The 21,905-nt window shown below is 34.4% G+C and carries 21 protein-coding genes; 15 read left to right on the top strand and 6 right to left on the bottom strand.

Features of this window, described 5'->3' with window-relative positions; all coding sequences use genetic code 11:
* Together MWU65_RS08550 and MWU65_RS08555 are read left to right on the top strand one after the other, a co-directional pair.
* Nucleotides 1-2,466: a carboxypeptidase-like regulatory domain-containing protein gene (locus MWU65_RS08550; protein WP_247076997.1), complete on the top strand. Its 2,466-nt coding sequence runs from the start codon at nt 1-3 to the stop codon at nt 2,464-2,466.
* A 10-nt stretch (nt 2,467-2,476) separates the two neighbouring features.
* The gene (locus MWU65_RS08555) at nt 2,477-3,127 is read left to right on the top strand and encodes a hypothetical protein (protein WP_247076999.1); all 651 of its coding nucleotides are present in this window, start codon (nt 2,477-2,479) and stop codon (nt 3,125-3,127) included.
* Nucleotides 3,128-3,139: 12 nt separating this feature from the next.
* Here the strand turns inward: MWU65_RS08555 and MWU65_RS08560 are convergent, their stop codons facing one another.
* Nucleotides 3,140-4,288 (bottom strand): cysteine desulfurase family protein, encoded by a 1,149-nt coding sequence (locus MWU65_RS08560; RefSeq protein WP_247077002.1) that lies wholly within the window; start codon nt 4,286-4,288, stop codon nt 3,140-3,142.
* 112 nt (nt 4,289-4,400) lie between these two features.
* Here MWU65_RS08560 and MWU65_RS08565 point away from each other — a divergent pair, with 112 nt between their 5' ends.
* Entirely contained in the window at nt 4,401-4,898 is a 498-nt protein-coding gene (locus MWU65_RS08565) for a hypothetical protein (RefSeq protein ID WP_247077004.1), read from the top strand.
* Nucleotides 4,899-4,917: 19 nt separating this feature from the next.
* Here the strand turns inward: MWU65_RS08565 and MWU65_RS08570 are convergent, their stop codons facing one another.
* The gene (locus tag MWU65_RS08570; protein ID WP_247077031.1) at nt 4,918-5,463 is read right to left on the bottom strand and encodes a Smr/MutS family protein; all 546 of its coding nucleotides are present in this window, start codon (nt 5,461-5,463) and stop codon (nt 4,918-4,920) included.
* A gap of 161 nt (nt 5,464-5,624) precedes the next feature.
* Between MWU65_RS08570 and MWU65_RS08575 the strand changes: the two genes are divergently transcribed.
* The 3 genes from MWU65_RS08575 to MWU65_RS08585 are packed head-to-tail and all read left to right on the top strand — an operon-like array spanning nt 5,625 to nt 6,540.
* Nucleotides 5,625-5,873 carry a DUF2752 domain-containing protein gene (locus tag MWU65_RS08575; RefSeq protein ID WP_247077006.1) on the top strand — a complete coding sequence of 83 codons (249 nt, stop codon included), beginning with the start codon at nt 5,625-5,627 and terminating at the stop codon, nt 5,871-5,873.
* A gap of 15 nt (nt 5,874-5,888) precedes the next feature.
* On the top strand, nt 5,889-6,215 hold the full coding sequence (locus MWU65_RS08580) for a CCC motif membrane protein (protein WP_247077008.1): 327 nt from the start codon (nt 5,889-5,891) through the stop codon (nt 6,213-6,215).
* Between the two features lie 10 nt (nt 6,216-6,225).
* Nucleotides 6,226-6,540, top strand: coding sequence for a CCC motif membrane protein (locus tag MWU65_RS08585; protein ID WP_247077011.1), 315 nt, complete (start codon nt 6,226-6,228; stop codon nt 6,538-6,540).
* An 81-nt stretch (nt 6,541-6,621) separates the two neighbouring features.
* On the opposite strand, the gene recQ is transcribed toward MWU65_RS08585, so the two are convergent.
* Nucleotides 6,622-8,823, bottom strand: coding sequence for a DNA helicase RecQ (recQ, locus tag MWU65_RS08590; RefSeq protein WP_247077013.1), 2,202 nt, complete (start codon nt 8,821-8,823; stop codon nt 6,622-6,624).
* Between the two features lie 194 nt (nt 8,824-9,017).
* Here recQ and MWU65_RS08595 point away from each other — a divergent pair, with 194 nt between their 5' ends.
* The 3 genes from MWU65_RS08595 to lptB all read left to right on the top strand — a co-directional run bounded on the left by MWU65_RS08595 (nt 9,018) and on the right by lptB (nt 11,681).
* Entirely contained in the window at nt 9,018-9,983 is a 966-nt protein-coding gene (locus MWU65_RS08595) for a KpsF/GutQ family sugar-phosphate isomerase (RefSeq protein ID WP_247077015.1), read from the top strand.
* Entirely contained in the window at nt 9,983-10,831 is an 849-nt protein-coding gene (gene tatC, locus MWU65_RS08600) for a twin-arginine translocase subunit TatC (protein WP_247077017.1), read from the top strand. The genes MWU65_RS08595 and tatC overlap by 1 nt, the downstream gene beginning before the upstream one ends.
* 109 nt (nt 10,832-10,940) lie before the next feature.
* Complete coding sequence (lptB, locus tag MWU65_RS08605; RefSeq protein WP_247077032.1) at nt 10,941-11,681, top strand: LPS export ABC transporter ATP-binding protein; 741 nt, start codon at nt 10,941-10,943, stop codon at nt 11,679-11,681.
* Nucleotides 11,682-11,754: 73 nt separating this feature from the next.
* Here the strand turns inward: lptB and MWU65_RS08610 are convergent, their stop codons facing one another.
* Nucleotides 11,755-12,519, bottom strand: coding sequence for a CDP-alcohol phosphatidyltransferase family protein (locus MWU65_RS08610; protein WP_247077019.1), 765 nt, complete (start codon nt 12,517-12,519; stop codon nt 11,755-11,757).
* 234 nt (nt 12,520-12,753) lie between these two features.
* Between MWU65_RS08610 and MWU65_RS08615 the strand changes: the two genes are divergently transcribed.
* From MWU65_RS08615 to secA, 6 genes are all read left to right on the top strand, one after another.
* Nucleotides 12,754-13,890 carry a DUF4105 domain-containing protein gene (locus tag MWU65_RS08615; protein WP_247077021.1) on the top strand — a complete coding sequence of 379 codons (1,137 nt, stop codon included), beginning with the start codon at nt 12,754-12,756 and terminating at the stop codon, nt 13,888-13,890.
* A gap of 13 nt (nt 13,891-13,903) precedes the next feature.
* Nucleotides 13,904-15,778, top strand: coding sequence for an ABC-F family ATP-binding cassette domain-containing protein (locus tag MWU65_RS08620; protein WP_247077023.1), 1,875 nt, complete (start codon nt 13,904-13,906; stop codon nt 15,776-15,778).
* A 10-nt stretch (nt 15,779-15,788) separates the two neighbouring features.
* On the top strand, nt 15,789-16,271 hold the full coding sequence (locus tag MWU65_RS08625; RefSeq protein WP_247077025.1) for a hypothetical protein: 483 nt from the start codon (nt 15,789-15,791) through the stop codon (nt 16,269-16,271).
* Between the two features lie 191 nt (nt 16,272-16,462).
* Nucleotides 16,463-17,038: a cob(I)yrinic acid a,c-diamide adenosyltransferase gene (locus MWU65_RS08630; RefSeq protein WP_247077027.1), complete on the top strand. Its 576-nt coding sequence runs from the start codon at nt 16,463-16,465 to the stop codon at nt 17,036-17,038.
* 135 nt (nt 17,039-17,173) lie between these two features.
* On the top strand, nt 17,174-17,398 hold the full coding sequence (locus tag MWU65_RS08635; protein WP_013551418.1) for a DUF2795 domain-containing protein: 225 nt from the start codon (nt 17,174-17,176) through the stop codon (nt 17,396-17,398).
* 203 nt (nt 17,399-17,601) lie between these two features.
* Nucleotides 17,602-20,964, top strand: coding sequence for a preprotein translocase subunit SecA (gene secA / locus MWU65_RS08640; protein ID WP_247077028.1), 3,363 nt, complete (start codon nt 17,602-17,604; stop codon nt 20,962-20,964).
* A 208-nt stretch (nt 20,965-21,172) separates the two neighbouring features.
* On the opposite strand, the gene MWU65_RS08645 is transcribed toward secA, so the two are convergent.
* Together MWU65_RS08645 and MWU65_RS08650 are read right to left on the bottom strand one after the other, a co-directional pair.
* Nucleotides 21,173-21,415, bottom strand: coding sequence for a hypothetical protein (locus MWU65_RS08645; RefSeq protein WP_247077029.1), 243 nt, complete (start codon nt 21,413-21,415; stop codon nt 21,173-21,175).
* Between the two features lie 231 nt (nt 21,416-21,646).
* Nucleotides 21,647-21,905 (bottom strand): hypothetical protein (locus MWU65_RS08650; RefSeq protein ID WP_348646029.1); only part of this gene is annotated, 259 nt, incomplete at its 5' end.

Below are 21,905 nucleotides of genomic sequence, written 5' to 3' on the forward strand. Positions count from 1 at the left end.
TTGAAGTGGCTAAAACACATCTTCACTTTAGTTTTCATTGGCTCCTTTAATTTTTTAATAGGACAAACCGCATTAATAACTGGCGTTATTTTTGATGCGGAAAACAAGCCTATAGCCAATGTAAACATTAGTTCTGGTACTTTTGGAACCATCAGTAATGCCGATGGGTTTTACAATTTACAAGTAACGTCTGATAAGGAAATTGTGGTTACTTTTTCTCATATTGGATTCAAAAATATAATTCTAAAAAAACTTGTATTAAACACAAACGAAACATTTGAATTTTACCCCGTTTTAAACACCAATGTGGAGCAGATAGACGAGATAGTGATAACTGCTTCGGGATCTAAGAAATTGACCCACATTACCACAATTACACCTGCCATTGCACGTAAAATTCCCGGAGCAAATGCGGGCGTTGAAAATATATTAAAACTATTACCCGGTGTTTCATCCAACAATGAACTCAGTACCCAATATGCAGTTCGTGGCGGCAATTATGACGAAAACCTGGTCTATGTTAACGATATTGAGGTGTACCGCCCTTTTTTAATTCGGTCTGGACAACAAGAAGGGTTTAGTTTTATTCATACAGACTTAATACAGAAATTAGAGTTTTCTGCCGGAGGATTCCAAGCCAAATACGGTGATAAATTGTCCTCCGTTTTAGACATCTCCTATAAAAACCCCATCACTTTTAATTCTAGTATTACCCTGAGCCTCCTAGGAGTAAAAACGTCGCTGGAAACCATTTCAAAAAACAAAAAATTTACAACCGTAACAGGTCTTAGACATAGAGACAATAGCCTATTGGTAAATAGTACGCAAACCAAGTCTAATTTTAAACCCAATTTTTCCGATTTTCAAACCTATACAACCTATAAGTTTTCTGATAAGTTTCATTTAAATTTTCTAGGAAGCTTTTCGCGCAATAGTTATAAAAATAAACCCTTAACAAGGCAGACAAATTTTGGAACCATTAACGACCCCAAAGCGTTAGTTGTGTATTATAACGGCCAAGAGAAAAACAACTATAATACAATGCTAGCTGCATTAAAAGCCTCGTATTTTATTACTGAAAATATTAATTTAAAATTTATATCATCCTTATATCACACAACGGAAGAAGAATACTCAGATATTTTTGCACAATACCAAATAACCAGCGTAGAAGAAGATTTAAGCAGTGTAAATTTTGGTAACCCAACAGCTCCCAAAGTATTTGGTTCTCAGTTTAAGCGCACCCGAAATGATTTAGACGCCTTACTGTTTAACCTAAAGCATATTGGAAAATACACCAAAGAAAAAAATGTTATTGAGTGGGGCGTAGAATTTAAACACGAAGATATTCGCGATCAACTGCGGGAATCAGAATTCATTGATTCTGCCGGATATTTTATTCGCCCCCCGCTTACTGACTTTCAAAAAAACCAACCTTATACTCCAAATAACTCCCCGATTGTTGCATACAACAGTTTATTTGCCAAAAATGAAGTCACTATAAATAGGTTTAGCACCTATATACAATACAGCAAACAATCCACCTTACAAAAGAGTCATTTATACTATAATTTTGGCGCTAGAACCCAGCATTGGACCGTAACTACTAATAATTCTCACAATTCACAGTTTATAGTTAGTCCAAGAGCACAAATAGCAATTAAACCCTTTTGGAAAAAAGATATGTTATTCCGCTTTTCTGCAGGAGTTTACCAACAAGCTCCTTTTTACAGAGAGCTAAGAGATGCTACAGGAAGCATAAATACCAATGTAAAAGCACAAAAATCCATACATTACGTATTTGGTAATGAATTTAGTTTTTTGCTTTGGGAAAGACCATTTTCTTTAAAAAGTGAAGCGTATTATAAAGACTTATCCAATATAAATTCATATACCTTAGAAGATGTTCGGATTCGATATGCTGCAAACAATGCTACAACTGCTTATGTCTATGGGTTTGAAACTAGACTTAACGGGGCCTTTGTTCCTGGCACTGAGTCTTGGGTAAGCCTTGGAGTTTTAAAAACAGAAGAAAACATAGACAATAAGGGATTTATTGCACGGCCTACAGACCAAAGGGTAAAACTGGGAATCTTGTTTCAGGATTATGTGCCCGACATTCCAAATTTAAAAATGTATTTGAACTTAGTATACAACAGTGGTTTGCCTGGTGGATCTCCTAATTATTCAGATCCTTATATTTATCAAAGCAGATTAAGAGATTATAAGCGTGCAGATTTGGGAATTTCATATATTTTTGCAGACAGAAATAATTCCTTTCCCAAGGAGCAATGGATGCATGATTTTAAAGAATTTACGATAGGAGTGGAAATCTTTAATTTATTCAACAACCAAAACGCTATTACAAACACCTGGGTTAGGGATGCTACTAGCAAGCAACAATATGCGATTCCTAATTTTATGACAAGTAGGGTTTTTAATTTAAAAATAGGAATGCAATTTTAGAAAAATGAAAATGAAAAAAACACTACTTTTTATTGCAGTACTGGCTGTATGTTTTACACAAGCGCAAACAAACATCTATGAAAATCAAAATTTTGAAACATTAAGTAAGGACCACAAAACCTTAGCTATAATACCTTTTATAACCAATTTAGCACTAAAAAGCACCATTTCTGAACAAGAACTAAAGACATTAAAAGAGAAAGAAAGTTATGCGGTTCAGAATGCTTTAGAAACGTATTTTATTAGAGGTAATAAAAAGAAAAAATACGCAGTAGAATTCCAGAACACAAAAAACACCAATGCTCTTTTAGCTAAAAACAACATTACTTCTAGCACAATAGATGTCTATACTACTAAGGAGCTTTCTAAATTATTAAACGTTGATGGAATTATAAGTGGCAATATTGATTTAAACGTTTTATTGTCTAACGGAGTGTCTACAGACTTTAATTTTTTGGATTACTTTAACGGCAATGCAAATTATGGCCGTATCGGTATTAAAGTAAGTGATGGAACTTCCGGAAAATTATTATGGAAATACGAGAAGGAAATTAACAAGAAATCTGGCAAGAACACACAAGACTTGATAGACGGTATGATGAAAAAAGCTACCCGAAAATTCCCCTATGATAAAGAACGGCTGAAAAAGAAAAAAAACTAACGCACAACAAGCTTAGTTTTCCATAAATTCTTTTAGCACTGCTATAGTATAATCCATTTCTTGCTCAGTATTAAATTTAGAAAAAGAAAAACGCAATGACGGTTTGTCAAGGTCTTCAGAACTTAAGACCTGCGTTAATACATGTGACCCTTGATTACTCCCAGACTGGCAAGCACTTCCCTTAGAACAGGCAATCCCCTTAAGGTCTAAATGAAACAGTAGCATCATTGCTTTCTTAGGTTCAATAGGCAAACAAACATTCACCAAAGTATAGGTGCTTTCGTTAAGATTCCCAGATAAACCATTAAAGGTAACCCCAGGGATTTCTTTACTTATTTTATCAATAAAGTAGGCTTTTAGACCTGTAACATAAGCCGTTTCGGCATTTAAGTTTTCATAGGATAAAACAAAAGCTTCCTCCAAACCAACAATATTATGATAAGGCTCAGTACCCGCCCTAAAGCCACGTTCTTGTGCCCCACCAAAAATAAGTGGCTTTAAGATTTTATCTTTTTTAATAAAGGCAAATCCAACACCTTTTGGTCCGTGAAATTTATGCGCTGCCGCAGTTAAAAAATCTATTGGAGTCTTTTGTACATCCCATGGGTAATGCCCCACAGATTGTACGGTATCAGAATGAAACAATGCCTCATTTTTAGCACATAACGCACAAACTTTATCGATATCTAATTTGTTCCCTATCTCATTATTGATATGCATTAGACTAACTAATTTTTTAGAATCATCTTGTTGCAACAATGTTTCTAAATGCATCAAATCTGGACTTCCGTTAGAATCTAGGTTTACAAAATGCAATGCAATTCCGTATTCTTTTTCCAATTCTTCTGCCGTATGCAATACTGCGTGATGCTCAATTTTAGAGGTGATTATAGTTTGTATCCCCAAATCTCTTACAGCACACCTTAGAATCATATTATCGGCTTCTGTTCCACCAGAGGTAAATATAATTTCAGAGGGGTGCGCATTTAAGTATTTTGCAATTGTTTTACGTGTTTTTTCTATCGCCGTTTTCGCCGTTCTTCCAAAACTATGCGTCGAGGAAGGATTTCCATAACAATTTGCTAAAGCTTCTTGCATTTTAGCAATAACTTCGTCTCTAACTTGGGTAGTTGCAGCGCTATCTAAATAAACTTTTTGCATCAGTAATTATCAAATTTTATAATCCGCCAAAAATAGTGGATTTAAAATTAAAAAAATCTTAAAAAGGGTAAAAACTATACTTTATCAATCAAAAAACTTTTACATTTGAATTATGAAAAAAATTTATCTCCTAGGCATAATTACTATATTACTTTCTTGTAGTGATGGTGATTTACAAATAGAAACATTAAACTTTGATGATGTAACCGCCCAAAACTGTGGAACGCTATCTATTGACACCGAGCTTTTTTTCAAAATTAATGACAACGAAGCATTAATTTTAACATTGCAATCTGGAGTTTTAAAAAACGAAGTGTCTTCAGAGGTTATTACGAGTACCATCCCTAGTCAGTCTACCCTCACCTACCGTACATTTTCTAACACTGTTGCTAAAGAATACTTCTGTGATGCTCTACCGCCAGTCTCTCCAACCGTAACCGGAGAAATTGAAGCTGCAAATGGTACTGTTCTCATTGAAACTGCAGCTGGTGCCAACGGTTCTTTTGTGCATACAATTATCTTAAGTGATATTACCTTGTTAAAAAGCGATGGGACTCGGATTACGGATTTAACAATCAGTGAATTTGCGGAAATAACCACAACACCTTAGTATTTAAAACCGATCTTTGTCAATTCTGAAAAATATAAACTTCGGTGGCTCCTAAGCCATATTTTTGATAATCTGCGTCATAAAATTTTAGATTGTCATATCTGTTAAACAAGAAGTAAAGTTCTTCTTTTAAAATGCCCTCTCCGACTCCGTGAATAAATACAATTTTCTGAATTCTTTTCTGAATGGCAAAATTTAGTTGCCGTTTGGCGGTCTCCAATTGAAGATTAAGGATGTCATAATTACCCATTCCCTTACTCGATTTTAGAAGCTGATTAATATGTAAATCGACCTCCATTTTTGGCACATTTCTTTCTTTAGACTTAAGAACCTTACTATTCTTCCGTTTTGGTTGTTCTTTTTCTTTTTTAACTTGTGCGATATCGTAATTAGAAACACGAATGGTATTTGAACCCGCAACCTTAATAAGCTCCTTTGGCGCAAAGGAAATCTGAAAACCCATATCTGTTTCAACCGTAATTTCATTCCCTGCAATGTTAGTGACTACACCACTAATGGTATCATCTAAAACTTCTACTTTATCTCCTATTTTAAACATTTGCAATGATGCTACTACATCTTTTTCATTAATCTCAAAAAAAATAAACAAGAGGTTTATTTTCATTCCACAAAAATAATAGTAATTTTCCAGTTATAAATTGATTAGTACCAAAAATGCGTTTACCAATTTTTACAACCGACTTATCTAACTATATGATTCCCTGCATGAATAAGAAATTATTTGGTGTAGATTGCCCTGGTTGTGGTATACAGCGATCTTTATCTTTGATTTTTCAAGGAGATTTTGTAGGAGCTTTTCAAATGTATCCTGCAATTTATGCGCTATTATTGCTTTTTGGTTTTATAGGGGTAAACTATTTTTACAAAATAAAGTACGCTGCAATAATCATCACTGTTCTTTCAATAACTAGTGTCGTTTTAATATTAACTAATTATATATATAAATTCATTTAACCAAACTTTAAAATTATGGAACAACAAAAACTGCCGAATGGCACAATGATTATAGTTCTTGGTATTCTTGGATACTTATGCTGCTGTTTCGCAGGATTAGGTGTTATACCATCTGCTATCGCCTTTTTTATGGCAAAAAAATCTGAAAAAATTTATGCTGAAAACCCAGAAGCTTATGACAATGCTGGTCAAATAAAAACGGGTAAAATTGTAGCTTTAATCGCTTTAATTTTAAATGTTTTAATGATCGCAAGATGGATCTACGTGGTTGCTACCGGTGGTGTTGATACCATTCAGGACGCTTGGGAAGATGCTATGGAACAAATTCAAAACGCACAATAATACGATACCTATGCATAAAGAAGAATTACCCGGGGCAAGTACCGCTCTAACAATGGGCATCATTGCCTTAGTAACATCATTTGTATGTTGCGGTCCCTTTGCTGCTATTTTTAGTTTCATTGGATTGTCTAACGCTAAAAAAGCAAGACTACTATACGAACAAAATCCTGAATTATATACAGGTTATGAAAATGCTAAAACAGGTAAAATTTTATCTATTATTGGCTTAGTAGTAGCGCTATTATATTTGGTGTTTTTTATTCTTTATTTTGGGGTTATAATTGCCGCTATTACGGCCGGTGGCCTAAGTGAAATGCAATTCTAATTTTAATTTTAAGTAGTTATTAAATAAAAAGTCCCGAAACCTAGGTTTCGGGACTTTTTTTATTTACTAAATAAATCGTATTTAATTTGCCACTTCACTGATAAATTTTAATCGGTACAACCGCAACTCTTCATCTTCATAATCACCATCAAACTCCTCTATAGCAGCTTCTATACTATCTGTATCTGCTTCTAAAAAATAGTCGTGTATTTCCTCTTGTTGATCTTCATCTAAAGTTTCATCTACCCAATAACTAATGTTTAGCTTGGTACCACTATAAACTATGAGCTCCATTTCTTTAATTAATTCTGACAAAGTTAAACCCTTGGCATCTGCAATATCGGTCAATGGTAGTTTTCTGTCTATATTTTGAATAACATATAGTTTTAAACCAGAATTGGCACCTGTACTTTTCACAACCAAATCATCCGGTCTTATGATTTCATTCTCCTCAACATAATTCGCAATAAAGGCTAAAAATGGTTTTCCATATTTTTTGGCCTTGCCTTCTCCCACCCCATGCACATTTAACAAATCGTCCATTGTTGTTGGATACTTAAGTGCCATATCATCTAACGATGGGTCTTGAAAAACAACAAATGGTGGCACCCCGTGTTTTTTAGCTTCTGCTTTTCTCAGTTGCTTTAACAATTGTGCCAATTTAACATCTGCCACTCCACCCGAGCTTTTTGCAGCACTAACTATGGCATCGTCATTTTCTTTATTGTACACATGATCTTTGGTCATTAAGAAGGATACCGGGTTTTTTATATATTCTTTTCCCTTAGCAGTTGTGTGCAATATGCCGTATTGTTCTATTTCCTTACGTAGGTATCCAGCAACTAAGGTTTGCCGTATTAAGGCCATCCAATAGCCTGCATCCCTATCTCGTCCTATCCCAAAAAAGTCTTTTTCATCGGTTTTATGCGAAGAAATAAGTGCGTTTTTTTTACCTATTAATGCGTTTACCACTTCTTTAGATTTAAACTTCTCCATAGTACCTTGCACTACTTTAATAAGTTTAATTACATTCTCTTTCGCTTCTACTTTTTCTTTAGGATTACGAGTATTGTCATCCATCGCCGCACCTTCACCGTTAATCTCATCAAACTCTTCCCCAAAATAATGAAGGAGAAATTTTCTACGAGACATGGATGTTTCTGCAAAGGCTACTACTTCTTGCAATAAAGCATTACCTATTTCCTGTTCCGCTACGGGCTTCCCAGACATAAATTTTTCTAACTTTTCTATGTCCTTGTACGAATACAATGCCAAACAATGACCTTCTCCACCATCTCTTCCTGCCCTACCCGTTTCTTGGTAATAACTTTCCAAACTTTTAGGAATATCGTGATGAATCACAAAACGCACATCTGGTTTATCTATTCCCATCCCAAATGCGATTGTGGCAACAACTACATCTACCTCTTCCATTAAGAACATGTCTTGATAACGAGCTCTTGTCTTAGCATCAAAACCTGCGTGATAAGGCACCGCGCTTATACCATTTACCTGAAGTATTTGAGCCAATTCTTCAACCTTTTTACGACTTAAACAATAAATAATTCCAGATTTACCCGAATTTTGCTTGACAAACCGAATAATATCTGCTTCTATATTTTGTGTTTTAGGTCGAACCTCATAATACAAGTTTGGCCTATTAAATGAAGCTTTATATAGTTTGGCATCTGTAATTCCAAGGTTTTTTACAATGTCTTCTTGAACTTTAGGGGTCGCAGTAGCTGTAAGGCCTATAATTGGAATGTCTGCTCCTAATCTATCTACTATAGATTTTAAATTTCGATACTCTGGTCTAAAATCATGTCCCCATTCTGATATACAATGCGCCTCATCTACGGCCACAAAAGATAACTTCACGGATTGTAGAAATTCTACATACTCATTTTTAGTTAAAGATTCTGGAGCCACGTATAATAATTTGGTAACCCCCTTTAAAATATCCTCTTTTACTTCCTTTACTTGGGTTTTTGTTAAGGAGGAATTCAATACATGTGCTACTCCGTATTCCGATGATATTCCACGTATAGCATCGACCTGATTTTTCATCAGTGCTATTAAAGGAGACACCACAATAGCTGTACCTTCTTGCATTAATGCTGGCAATTGGTAGCAAAGCGATTTACCACCACCTGTGGGCATTATTACGAATGTATTTTTTCTTTGAAGAATATTATTGATAACACTTTCTTGAAGACCTTTAAATTTAGAAAATCCAAAAAACTTCTTTAGCGAAGCATGTAAATCAATTTTAGAAAGACTCATATGATATTATAGCAGTTGTACTTTATTAAAATAATAAATTCCAAGATACTCATTTTTTAGTATTCAGTCCTATATTTGAATCAATTTTAATTTCATTCAAATTTAGAGTATCACATAAAAATAAGTTTATGTAATTTTGTAATCTTAAAGATAATATTTCTTTTTTAAAAACAACCAATAATTATCACATTACGTTGAGTAACATTAAAACAATTCTGGATATTGCCAAAAGAACAATTTCTAATGAGGCTGAAGCTATTAAGCATTTAGCGTCGCTTTTAGATGAAAACTTTGCAGATACCGTAAATTGTATTTTACATTCTAAAGGCCGCTTAATTATTTCGGGCATTGGGAAGAGTGCAATCATCGCTCAAAAAATAGTGGCTACCTTAAATTCTACAGGAACTCCTTCTATATTTATGCATGCTGCAGACGCCATACATGGAGATCTTGGCACTGTCTTAGAACATGATGTGGTGATCTGCATTTCTAAAAGTGGAAACACTCCAGAAATAAAAGTATTGGTTCCTCTAATCAAAAGAGGTGGTAATATTTTAATTGGAATGACTGGAAATACAGATTCTTTTTTAGCACAACAATCCAACCATATTCTCAATACCTTTGTTGAAAAAGAGGCCTGCCCCAACAACTTAGCACCTACAACAAGTACCACAGCGCAATTGGTAATGGGAGATGCTATGGCGATCTCACTTTTAGAACTCCGAAGATTTTCGAGTACAGATTTTGCCAAAAATCACCCTGGTGGTGCCTTAGGTAAAAAATTATATTTACGGGTCAATGACATCGTTATCAATAATTTAAAACCAGAAGTTACAACGAACCAGTCTGTGAAGGAGGTCATTGTAGAAATATCAGAAAAAATGTTGGGCGCCACGGCTGTTTTAGAAAACGATAAAGTTGTTGGTATTATAACAGATGGGGATATTAGAAGAATGTTAAACAAACACGATTATATTGGTAGTCTTACCGCAAAAGATATTATGACCAAAAATCCAAAAACCATTGAATCAAGCGTTCTTGCCGTAGACGCATTGGCACAAATGCAAAAACAAGGCATCTCCCAATTATTGGCAGTTAACAACAACAACTACATAGGAGTAGTACATTTACATAACCTAGTAAACGAAGGCATTTTATAATGGCAAAGAAGAAGAATAAAAAGAATCCAGATGAAATGTCATTTTTGGATCATTTAGAAGAGTTAAGATGGCATTTAATAAGATCTACCCTAGCCATTGTTATCATTGGTTGTGTTGCATTTTCTATGAAGGGGTTTATTTTTGACACCGTACTTTTAGGTCCAAAACATATGGATTTCCCCACCTATCGATTCTTTTGCAATATTGCTACTTATTTTGGAATAGAGTCTGGTTTTTGTGCAGATACCTTGCCTTTCACCTTACAGAGCAGAACCATGGCAGGGCAGTTTTCTGCACATATTTGGACTTCTATATGGGCAGGATTCATCATTGGTTTTCCCTATGTCCTTTACGAAGTATGGAAATTCATTAGTCCTGGACTGTATGAAAAAGAACGTAAAAACTCTAGAGGGTTTATTTTTATAGCTTCTTTCTTATTTTTTACCGGTGCTCTTTTTGGTTATTATGTGGTTACTCCATTTTCAATCAATTTTTTAGGAACCTACGTGGTTAGTGCGGAAGTCTTAAATGAATTTGATTTAAGCTCCTTTATTTCAACGGTTAAAACCTCGGTAGTTGCCTGTGGAATTATGTTTGAGTTACCTATTATTATTTATTTTTTAACCAAGGTTGGACTCGTTACTCCTGAAGTGCTTCGAAAACACAGAAAAATAGCATTGGTTGTTGTCTTAATAGTTTCGGCTGTTATTACTCCTCCTGATGTTGCCAGTCAAATTGTAGTAACAATACCAGTACTTATACTTTACCAAATTAGTATCTACATCTCTAAAAGGGTAATTAAAAATGAGGAGAAAAGAATGAGTAAAAAAGCCCCAAAATCGAGCTAATATTGTTTATAAAATTTGGGAAGCGCTAATTAAGCAAGAAGGTTAAAATAACTGTAAATCTTCTTGTGAAACAAAAGAATAACTTAGATTTGGATAATCTATGGAAAAAATGAAGCTTAGAGCAGAGAATATCATGAAGTCCTACAGGGGCCGACAAGTAGTTAAAGGGATATCTCTAGAAGTTAACCAAGGAGAAATTGTTGGACTTTTGGGACCTAATGGTGCGGGTAAAACCACATCATTCTACATGATAGTGGGCCTTGTTAAGCCCAACGGAGGAAATATCTTTTTAAACGACATGAATATTACGCAGTTTCCAATGTACAAAAGAGCACAAAATGGAATTGGGTATTTGGCACAAGAAGCTTCCGTATTTCGCAAACTAAGTATAGAAAAAAACATTCTAAGTGTGCTACAACTTACCAAGCTAAGCAAGAAGGAACAACACATGAAAATGGAGTCTCTAATTGAAGAATTTAGCTTGGGTCACATTCGAAAAAACAGAGGGGATTTACTTTCGGGTGGCGAGCGCAGACGTACTGAAATAGCGCGTGCTCTTGCCACAGACCCAAAGTTTATATTACTTGATGAACCTTTTGCAGGGGTAGATCCAGTAGCCGTAGAAGACATACAACGCATTGTAGCCCAGCTAAAAGATAAAAACATCGGTATTCTTATAACAGACCATAACGTGCAGGAAACCCTTGCTATTACAGAACGGTCATACCTTATGTTTGAAGGGGGTATTTTAAAATCGGGTGTGCCAGAAGATTTGGCTGCTGATGAAATGGTGCGCCAAGTATATTTGGGGCAAAACTTTGAATTGCGTAAAAAGAAATTGGATTTTTAGCTATTGTCAGTTGGTCTTTAATCACTAAAAAAAATAAGGGATTAAAGACAGAGACTAACAAATCTACTTGACATTATTTCTTAGCAACGCTCAGCTTTTCACTTACAATAGAACTTAGTATATAAAAAATTAGAATTGCTGGTACGGCTAAATATTTCAGAGTCGCAAGCATAACAATACTTACAATTAAAAAAACATAGCGCAGTGCATTGTCTTTAAAACTGAGATTTTTAAATTTAAGTGCAAACAACTTTATATTCGCATTTAACAACCAACAACTCAGTAGCGTTATGCCAATTAAAAACCATTGATTTAAGATGATACTGTTCAACAGATCATTGTTTTGGTACCATAAGATCAAGGGCAACGAAATAATTAATAATGCATTGGCTGGAGTTGGTAACCCAATAAATGAATCTGTTTGATTTTCGTCGATATTAAATTGAGCCAAACGGTATCCGGAGGCAAGAGTAATTAAAAACCCCATGAATGGTATAAGATCCGTAATTGCAAGACCACCCAACATCATATTCTCTGACCCTTCAATAGACGCCCCTGTATTCCACCCTCCCGAAAGAGACATTTCTAACAATTGATACATAACGATACCTGGTACTAGTCCGCTGGTAACCATATCGGCCAAAGAATCTAATTGCAAGCCCAATTCGCTCTTCACATTTAAGATTCGCGCAGCAAAACCATCGAAAAAATCAAATACTATCCCTAAAAAAACAAACAAAGCAACCATTTCAAACATTCGGTCAACAGCAAAAAGTACTGCTACACAGCCACAAAATAAATTCAATAACGTAATAAAATTTGGTACATGTTTTTTCATTATTCAGTTGTTTGGGTTGATACGGACACAATTTCGGGACAACCTTTCCTTAAAAGCTAAAGTTGTTCCGGTCCTTTCAATTTTCGTAAAAATACCATTTCTTTAAAAATTACAACTTAAAAAGCTGCTTTTTTAAAAACGTAGGTTCAGTTCTGCCTTTTTGTTCGATATTTGTTCCCGCTAATTAATATGACCTTGAAAAATTACTTTACCATCTTTTTTTCAATCCTTCTTATGGGAATTACCAGTTTTGGTTTTTCTCAAGAGCAGGTAATTTCTAAGAATGCCCGTATAAGCGTCTTAACTTGTGGAAGTGGTGCGGAACTCTATTCTGCCTTTGGCCATAGTGCTTTTAGGGTTTGGGACCCTGTAAACAAAACAGATTATGTCTACAATTATGGAATTTTTGATTTTAATGCTCCTAATTTCTATTTAAATTTTGTTCAAGGAAGACCTTTATTTAAAGTAAGCAAGCAAGAATTTTCTAGATTTTTGTTTGAATATCAATATGAAAAAAGATGGGTTAAAGAACAAGTATTAGACTTAGAACCATCACAAAAGATAAAATTATACAATTATCTGGAAAACAATATTAAACCGGAAAATAGCGATTATATCTATGACTATCTATACAATAACTGTGCTACCAAAATTATTGATGTTATAAAATTATCTCTGGGTGACGCCGTTGACTTTAAAAAAGAATACCTAAAAGAAAAATACACTTTTCGGGAGTTAATGGGTCAAAAAATTGCTACAAATACATGGGGTAGTTTTGGGATAAACCTAGCTCTAGGTTCACCCATAGACAAACAAGCAACTACCTTACAACATACCTTTTTACCGGATTATGTGTTTCAACAAATTCAACACAGCTCCATAAACGGAAAACCTTTGGTTTTGCAAGAGAAAACCATTTTAAAAGAACACCAAAAAGTAATGAGTATCAACTTTTTGGGAGCCCCCTTATTTTGGTTTGTATTGCTTTTAGCTTGCGTATTATTTATTACTTATTTTGATTATAAAAACGAAATGTGGTCCAAATGGTTGGATGCCTTTTTAATGTTCATAACCGGTATTGCTGGCCTTGTTTTAGTATACCTTTGGATTGCTACAAACCATACAGCAGCTGCTTATAATTTTAATTTACTTTGGGCTTTTCCTTTTAATCTTATTTTATTTTACCTTTTAATTACTAAAAATAAACTACCCCAACAGCTTTATAAATATTGTATTCTTCTACTTGTTTTACTTGCCATAATTCCGATGGTCCAATTATTTGGTGTACAAAAATTTCATCCAGCTTTTATTCCGATAATATTATCACTTGCCGTTAGATATATTTTTATTTGGCACAAAACAAAAAATTAATTAAACACAAAAAATGAACCTACTTACGGTTGAAAACATATCAAAATCTTACGGAGAAAATATTCTTTTTTCAGACATATCCTTCGGAGTAAATAAAGGCCAAAAAATAGCGCTTATTGCTAAAAATGGGACTGGTAAAACATCGATTTTAAATATAATTTCAGGCATAGATACGCCAGATACTGGCCAAGTAAATTTCAGAAAGGGAGTACGGGTTTCTTTCTTACAACAAGAACCTGAAATGAATGATGACTTAACTATTGAAGAAACCATTTTTGCCTCTGACAATGAAGTTTTAAAAGTAATGTCAGATTACGAGGCAGCCCTAGCCAATCCAGAAGATGCTGAGAAATACCAATTGGCCTTTGATGCCATGGATAGGTTTGAAGCCTGGGATTTTGAAACCCAATACAAGCAAATTCTTTCCAAACTAAAATTGGATGATGTCCATTTAAATGTAGGATTGCTATCTGGTGGTCAAAAAAAAAGACTGGCATTGGCAGATGCCCTAATTAACAAACCAGATCTTTTAATTTTAGATGAGCCCACCAACCATTTAGATTTAGAGATGATAGAATGGTTAGAACAATATTTTGCAAAAGAAAATATTACTCTTTTTATGGTAACCCATGATCGCTATTTTCTAGAACGTGTTTGTAATGAAATTATAGAATTAGACAACAATACGCTCTACCCCTACAAAGGCAACTACTCTTATTATTTAGAAAAAAAAGAAGCTCGTATTGAGCAAGAAGCCGTAGAACACCATAAATCTAAAATTTTATATAAAAAAGAATTGGGTTGGATGCGCAAGCAACCCAAGGCTCGTACTACGAAATCCAAATCGCGTATAGACGACTTTAACGATATAAAAGCCAAGGCACACCAGCGCAGAAAAGAGCACCAAGTAGAGTTGGAAATTAATATGGAGCGCATGGGAAGTAAGATTGTGGAGCTTGCTAAAGTATCAAAATCGTACCCCGATAAACCAATTTTAAACAAATTTGAATACAATTTTTTAAGAGGCGAACGCATCGGTATCATTGGTAAAAATGGTACCGGAAAATCTACCTTTTTGAACATTATTTCAGGAGAAGATAAACCCGATAGTGGAAAAGTAATTATTGGAGAAACCATTAAATTTGGATATTACACTCAAAAAGGAATACAAATAAAAGAAGGTCAGAAAGTCATAGATGTTATCCGAGAGTTTGGTGATTATATTCCACTAAAAAAAGGCCAACAGATCTCTGCACAACAACTTTTAGAACGCTTTTTATTTGATCGAAAAAAGCAATATGACTTTGTAGACAAATTGAGTGGTGGAGAACGAAAAAGACTATACTTGTGTACAATTTTAATCCAAAACCCTAATTTCCTGATCTTAGATGAACCAACAAACGATTTAGATATCGTGACACTAAATGTTTTGGAAAGTTTTTTAATGGATTTCCCAGGGTGTTTGCTTGTAGTTTCGCATGATCGCTATTTTATGGATAAAATTGTAGACCACCTTTTTGTTTTTAGAGGTGATGCTGTGGTGGAAGATTTTCCAGGCAACTATTCCGATTTTAGAACCTATGAAGACAGTGTTCTTATAGAAAATAGAGAATCTAAAGAAAAAGAGGTTAAAGCAGAGAAGAAAACATGGAAGACCGAAGGGAAAACCAAAACCTTAACCTTTCAAGAACAAAAGGAGTATAATACTATAGAAAATAAAATTAAAAAATTAGAAGAGCAAAAAATTTCCCTTCAGAACAAATTCTCTGACACAAGTCTTTCTGGCGAAGACATTGATAAACTTTCAAAGGAATTGCAAGAAGTTTTAGATGAAATTGAAACAAAAACAGAACGCTGGTTTGCGCTGTCTGCAATTGTTGAAGGCTAATCTTAAAAAAATGTTCAGGCCAATTGCATACTTAAAATTTTTAGTGATAGCAACCAATCACCATGGGGTGCACTCCCCTTTTATATACAACTACATAACTAAATGTCTGTATACAAAGGAGCGTTTAAGTACCGGTAAAAGTGAAAACGCATTGTTAAAAACTATAGATTATTTTAATGTTTCAGCCGTTGACATCAAATACCCTGATTTAACAATAAGGCTAGAAAAAACACACCCCCATCTTAGTTACACCAATGAAATTGCAGATTTCGTTTATTTTCCAGGCCCCAGCCTTACAAAGCTAAAAGCAATTAAATACCATAATAATACCGTGGTTTTTATAGATAATATTCACAACACTAGGCAAACTGAAATACAGTGGGAGGCAATAAAAAATTTAGACACTATTAGGGTTACGGTAGACCTATTTTATTTCGCTATAGTTTTTTTTAGAAAGGAACAAGCTAAAGAACATTTTACTATTAGAATTTAATACTGTATTTTTAAATATATAATTTACTTCCTATGGACTATACCTTAATTAAAATTTGTGGAGTTGCCCTGGTTATTTTTATTGCCATTAATATCATGACCAAGAAAAAATCTAGAATAAGGAAATCGCGCAAATTTATGGACCACTATAAACGTAAAAAGGATTAAATTCATATCGAATATACTCACAAGATGAAAATATATACAAAAACAGGAGACAAGGGTACCACAGCCTTATTTGGGGGTACAAGAGTAGCCAAACATCATTTACGCATAGAATCTTACGGTACCATAGATGAACTTAATTCATGGATGGGTTTAATACGCGATCAAAAGATAGACAAGCATTACCAAAATATTATTGCCATTATCCAAGATAAGCTATTTACTGTTGGTGCCGTTTTAGCAACAGATCCTAAAAAAATGATTTTAAAAAATGGCAAGGAAAGGTTAAATATTGACAAAATAAGTGCTGCGGACATTGAACTTTTAGAGAAAGAAATGGACGCTATGAATGAAGAATTACCGGAAATGACACATTTTATACTTCCAGGCGGACATACAACCGTGTCATACTGTCATATTGCCCGAACGGTTTGCCGTAGAGCAGAGCGTTTGGCATCTCATTTAAACGAGAATGAACCCTTTGAAGCTTCTATTTTGTCATTTATCAATAGACTTTCCGACTACCTCTTTGTATTAGCTAGAAAGTTATCAAAAGATTTGGATGCAGCCGAAATAAAATGGCTTCCTGAAAAAAAAGTCTAATAATTCACTTTTTAGTTCGTTATCAATGTACTGAATATCAACTATTTTAAAAAAATAAATAAAATAAGCATAAAAAAGCTTGCCATTCTCGGTTAAAAATTTATTTTTGCAAAAAATTAAAATTAAACTATTACCATGTATTGGACTTTAGAATTAGCATCTTATTTAAGTGATGCACCTTGGCCAGCAACCAAAGACGAATTAATAGATTACGCCATAAGAACCGGTGCTCCATTAGAAGTTGTAGAAAACCTACAATCCATGGAAGAAGAAGGTGGGGAAATTTATGAGTCTATTGAAGAAATTTGGCCAGATTACCCAACAGAAGAAGATTACCTCTGGAACGAGGATGAATATTAATATTTTATAAAGAATTACATTAAAAAAGTCTCCTCGGAGGCTTTTTTTTTATGTAATTTTGGCAGTAATAAATTGTATTTCCTTCTATTTTAAAACTGGAATACCTTTTGCATAAACAATTATATTCCGCTCTATACGGAAATTAATCTAAACAGTTTGCACTTGATTAGTTTTTATGGCAGACTTTATAAATTACAAAACATATGAATTTTTTAAATTCCGTGCTTAAAACCTTTGTGGGTGATAAAGCAAAAAAAGATGTTAAGCTTCTACAACCTTTAGTTAATAAAATAAAGGCTTTTGAACAAAACTTAGAAAGCATAAGTATTGATGAACTCAGGCTTAAAACGGATAGTTTTAAAAAGAAACTACAGGCAGATTGCAAAGACTTAAATGACCAGATAGAGGTCCTAAAAAAGGAAGTAGACGCCTCAACAGACATTGATAAGAATGAAGATATTTATACGGAAATAGATCGTCTAAAGGAAGAGGTAAACAAAACCTTAGAAAACACATTAGAGGAATTATTACCAGAAGCATTTGCCGTTGTTAAAGAAACAGCAAAACGTTTTGTTGCCAATGAAACATTAACGGTAACAGCCACGGAATATGACAGACTTTTGTCGGGCTCTAAAGATTATGTTACCTTAGAAGGAGACAAGGCGCTATGGAAAAACTCTTGGGATGCTGCGGGCAAAGAAGTAACCTGGGATATGGTGCATTATGATGTGCAGCTAATTGGAGGTATCTCACTACATCAGGGTAAAATTGCAGAAATGCATACAGGTGAAGGTAAAACTTTGGTAGCAACCCTACCTGTGTATTTAAATGCATTAACGGGCAAGGGTGTACACCTAGTAACCGTAAATGATTATTTAGCAAAAAGAGATAGTGCGTGGATGGCTCCTATTTTTGAGTTTCACGGACTTTCTGTAGATTGTATAGACTACCATCAACCCAACTCAGATGCTAGAAGAGCTGCTTACAACGCAGATATTACTTATGGTACAAATAATGAATTTGGTTTTGATTATTTGCGTGATAATATGGCGCATTCCCCAAATGATTTGGTGCAACGCCCTCACAACTACGCTATTGTAGATGAGGTCGATTCTGTTTTAGTAGATGATGCACGTACCCCATTAATAATTTCTGGTCCTGTACCGGAAGGAGATCGCCACGAGTTTAACGAGTTAAAACCAAAGGTTGGAGATATTGTAAATATCCAAAAACACTATTTAACAGGTGTTTTAGCAGAGGCAAAAAAACTAATCGCTAATGGTGATACCAAAGAAGGTGGATTTCAATTATTACGAGTACACCGTGGATTGCCTAAAAACAAAGCACTTATTAAGTTTTTAAGCGAAGAGGGTATTAAGCAATTGCTGCAAAAGACAGAGAACTTTTACATGCAAGACAACAACCGCGAAATGCCAAAGGTGGATGAAGAATTGTTGTTTGTAATTGATGAAAAAAACAATCAAATTGAACTAACGGATAAGGGAATTGCACATATTTCTGGAGATGGTGACAAAGATTTCTTTGTAATGCCAGATATTGGAACAGAAATTTCTAAAATTGAAAATCAAAACTTAGAAATTGAAAAAGAAGCAGAACTAAAAGAAGATTTATTCAAAGACTTTTCTATTAAAAGTGAGCGTATTCACACCATGAGCCAATTACTAAAAGCTTATACTCTTTTTGAAAAAGATGTTGAGTATGTAGTCATGGAAAATAAAGTAATGATCGTAGATGAGCAAACAGGTCGTATTATGGACGGTCGTCGTTACTCTGACGGGTTACACCAAGCAATAGAAGCTAAAGAGAATGTAAAAATTGAAGCATTGACACAAACCTTTGCTACGGTTACTTTACAGAATTACTTTAGAATGTATAATAAGCTGGCGGGAATGACTGGTACGGCAATTACAGAAGCTGGTGAATTCTGGGAAATCTACAAGTTAGATGTTATGGAAATTCCGACCAACAGACCTATTGCTCGTGATGATAGAAACGATTTAATTTACAAAACTAAACGCGAAAAATACAACGCAATTATTGATGAAGTAACCAAATTATCGCATGCAGGAAGACCTGTATTAATTGGTACCACATCTGTAGAAATTTCAGAATTATTGTCTCGAATGCTAACCATTCGCAAAGTACCACACAACGTATTAAATGCCAAATTGCATAAAAAAGAAGCAGATGTAGTTGCGGAAGCTGGTAAATCTGGTATCGTTACTATTGCAACCAACATGGCTGGTCGCGGTACAGATATTAAATTATCAAACGAGGTTAAAGCTGCTGGAGGACTGGCAATAGTAGGTACAGAAAGACATGATTCTAGACGTGTAGATAGACAGTTACGTGGTAGATCTGGTCGTCAAGGAGATCCAGGAAGCTCACAATTTTATGTTTCCCTAGAAGATAACCTAATGCGATTATTTGGATCAGACAGAGTAGCCAAAATGATGGATAGGATGGGATTAGAGGATGGTGAAGTTATTCAGCATTCTATGATGACAAAATCAATAGAGCGCGCCCAGAAAAAGGTTGAGGAAAACAACTTTGGGGTTCGTAAGCGTTTGTTAGAGTATGATGATGTTATGAATGCTCAAAGAGAAGTAGTATACAAAAGAAGACGCCACGCACTACAAGGTGAACGTCTAAAATTGGATATTGCCAATATGATTTTCGATACCTGTGAAGTAATTACAGAGAACAATAAAAATGCTAGTGATTTTAAAAACTTCGAGTTTGAATTGATTAAATATTTTTCAATCACTTCTCCTGTAACCGAGGATGAGTTTGCAAAAATGGCAAGTCAGGAAATAGCTGCAAAAACATATAAGGTTACCTATGAGCATTATCAAAATAAGATGGAGCGCAATGCGGCTACTGCCCTACCGGTAATCAAAAATGTTTATGAAGAAAAAGGCAATAATTTTGAGCGTATTGTAGTTCCCTTTACAGATGGTGTAAAATCTTTAAACGTAGTCACCAATTTAAAAGATGCCTACGAAAGTAATGGGAAACAATTAGTTAACGATTTTGAAAAGAATATCACTTTGGCCATCGTTGATGATGCCTGGAAAACTCATTTACGCAAAATGGATGAGTTAAAACAATCTGTTCAATTGGCGGTTCACGAACAAAAAGATCCCTTGTTGATTTATAAGTTTGAAGCTTTTGAACTTTTTAAAGCCATGATCGAAAAAGTAAACAAAGAAGTAGTTTCTTTCTTGTTTAAGGGAGAGCTGCCAACTGGGGATACTTCAGATATTCAAGAAGCCAGAAACGTAAGAAAACCTAAGGTAAACTTAAAAGTCAGTAAGGAAGAAATTCCTAATAGTGATGAATTGGCTGCCCGTAATAGAGCTGCTGGTCAGACACCAGGAAGCAGGCCACAAGTAACTGAAACCATAGTTAGGGAAAGACCTAAAATTGGTAGAAACGACAGAGTTACCATTAAAAATGTAATGTCTGGCGAAAGTAAAGTTGTCAAGTATAAACAGGCAGAACCTTTACTTGCCAAGGGTGAATGGGTGCTTATTGAAGAATAAAAAACTATTTTATAAAAAGAAAAGCTGCTCAAATGAGCAGCTTTTCTTATCTAATACAAACACGTATCCATATTTTACACACTAGTAAAATAAGTTCTTCGAATTATTTATTGGTATTTTTATTGTTTTTACGCTTGCCCTCTGCCTTTTAGACATCGCCACAAATTGTACTACAACAACTAAAACCATTATCATAAAATATATCATATTACACTAGTTTAGATTTATTTCGTTCTGTTACAAAGGCTAACTCCTTGTTTACCTTTGCATTTTTATCCATATACAAACGAGCGATACTTTGGTTTCTTTTAATCGCTAAATTATTGGTGGCAGAAATGATCTTTGTATTTTTCACAACTACAACTTTCTTTTGTTGAACCTTGAGAGCATCTTGTGCTTGCGCACAAACTCCAATACAAATCATAAAAAATAAGGTCAGTATAGTTTTCATAAGTTTGGGACTTAGGTTGTTATAAAGTTACCCTGTATGCTTAGCACTTCTTTTTCTTTATCGTTTAAAAACAAGGTTTAGTCGTTATTAGGTAGAAACATAGATGAACTACCTACTCAAAATAAGGATCAAGAGGTATCCAAATTGTATTTTATCGATAAAACAAGGACTTCAACGATGCTATACAATTTACAATTGCTCTACTAATTTACTCACCAGCCTCAAAAGAACTTAAGCTATTTTAGATTTGCTACGTTTTGTATCGAAAGCCAACTCCTTTTTAATTTTAGAATTTTTAAACTTATACAAACGCGCTACCTTATTTGTTTCTTTTACGTTATCCTTCTTCATTTCAGAAACAGTTACCTCTTTCGTTTCAGTTTCTAACACTGAACTTTCTTTTACATCTTGTGCCTGAGCAAAAAATCCGATAAAAAGAACAAATAATAAAGTGGTAATAGCTTTCATAATAACTTTGTTTGATGATGTA

Source organism: Cellulophaga sp. F20128 (assembly GCF_023015805.1).
Taxonomy (GTDB): domain Bacteria; phylum Bacteroidota; class Bacteroidia; order Flavobacteriales; family Flavobacteriaceae; genus Cellulophaga.

What these genes read in the sequence shown, in the direction of transcription:
- MWU65_RS08635 (WP_013551418.1), top strand. Translation starts at nt 17,174, where the DNA reads ATGTATTGGACTTTAGAATTAGCATCTTATTTAAGTGATGCACCTTGG.
- MWU65_RS08585 (WP_247077011.1), top strand. Translation starts at nt 6,226, where the DNA reads ATGCATAAAGAAGAATTACCCGGGGCAAGTACCGCTCTAACAATGGGC.
- recQ (WP_247077013.1), bottom strand. Translation starts at nt 8,823, where the DNA reads ATGAGTCTTTCTAAAATTGATTTACATGCTTCGCTAAAGAAGTTTTTT.
- MWU65_RS08610 (WP_247077019.1), bottom strand. Translation starts at nt 12,519, where the DNA reads ATGAAAAAACATGTACCAAATTTTATTACGTTATTGAATTTATTTTGT.
- MWU65_RS08580 (WP_247077008.1), top strand. Translation starts at nt 5,889, where the DNA reads ATGGAACAACAAAAACTGCCGAATGGCACAATGATTATAGTTCTTGGT.
- lptB (WP_247077032.1), top strand. Translation starts at nt 10,941, where the DNA reads ATGAAGCTTAGAGCAGAGAATATCATGAAGTCCTACAGGGGCCGACAA.
- tatC (WP_247077017.1), top strand. Translation starts at nt 9,983, where the DNA reads ATGGCAAAGAAGAAGAATAAAAAGAATCCAGATGAAATGTCATTTTTG.
- MWU65_RS08625 (WP_247077025.1), top strand. Translation starts at nt 15,789, where the DNA reads ATGTTCAGGCCAATTGCATACTTAAAATTTTTAGTGATAGCAACCAAT.
- MWU65_RS08620 (WP_247077023.1), top strand. Translation starts at nt 13,904, where the DNA reads ATGAACCTACTTACGGTTGAAAACATATCAAAATCTTACGGAGAAAAT.
- MWU65_RS08575 (WP_247077006.1), top strand. Translation starts at nt 5,625, where the DNA reads ATGAATAAGAAATTATTTGGTGTAGATTGCCCTGGTTGTGGTATACAG.
- MWU65_RS08615 (WP_247077021.1), top strand. Translation starts at nt 12,754, where the DNA reads ATGGGAATTACCAGTTTTGGTTTTTCTCAAGAGCAGGTAATTTCTAAG.
- MWU65_RS08565 (WP_247077004.1), top strand. Translation starts at nt 4,401, where the DNA reads ATGAAAAAAATTTATCTCCTAGGCATAATTACTATATTACTTTCTTGT.
- MWU65_RS08555 (WP_247076999.1), top strand. Translation starts at nt 2,477, where the DNA reads ATGAAAAAAACACTACTTTTTATTGCAGTACTGGCTGTATGTTTTACA.
- secA (WP_247077028.1), top strand. Translation starts at nt 17,602, where the DNA reads ATGAATTTTTTAAATTCCGTGCTTAAAACCTTTGTGGGTGATAAAGCA.
- MWU65_RS08630 (WP_247077027.1), top strand. Translation starts at nt 16,463, where the DNA reads ATGAAAATATATACAAAAACAGGAGACAAGGGTACCACAGCCTTATTT.
- MWU65_RS08645 (WP_247077029.1), bottom strand. Translation starts at nt 21,415, where the DNA reads ATGAAAACTATACTGACCTTATTTTTTATGATTTGTATTGGAGTTTGT.
- MWU65_RS08560 (WP_247077002.1), bottom strand. Translation starts at nt 4,288, where the DNA reads ATGCAAAAAGTTTATTTAGATAGCGCTGCAACTACCCAAGTTAGAGAC.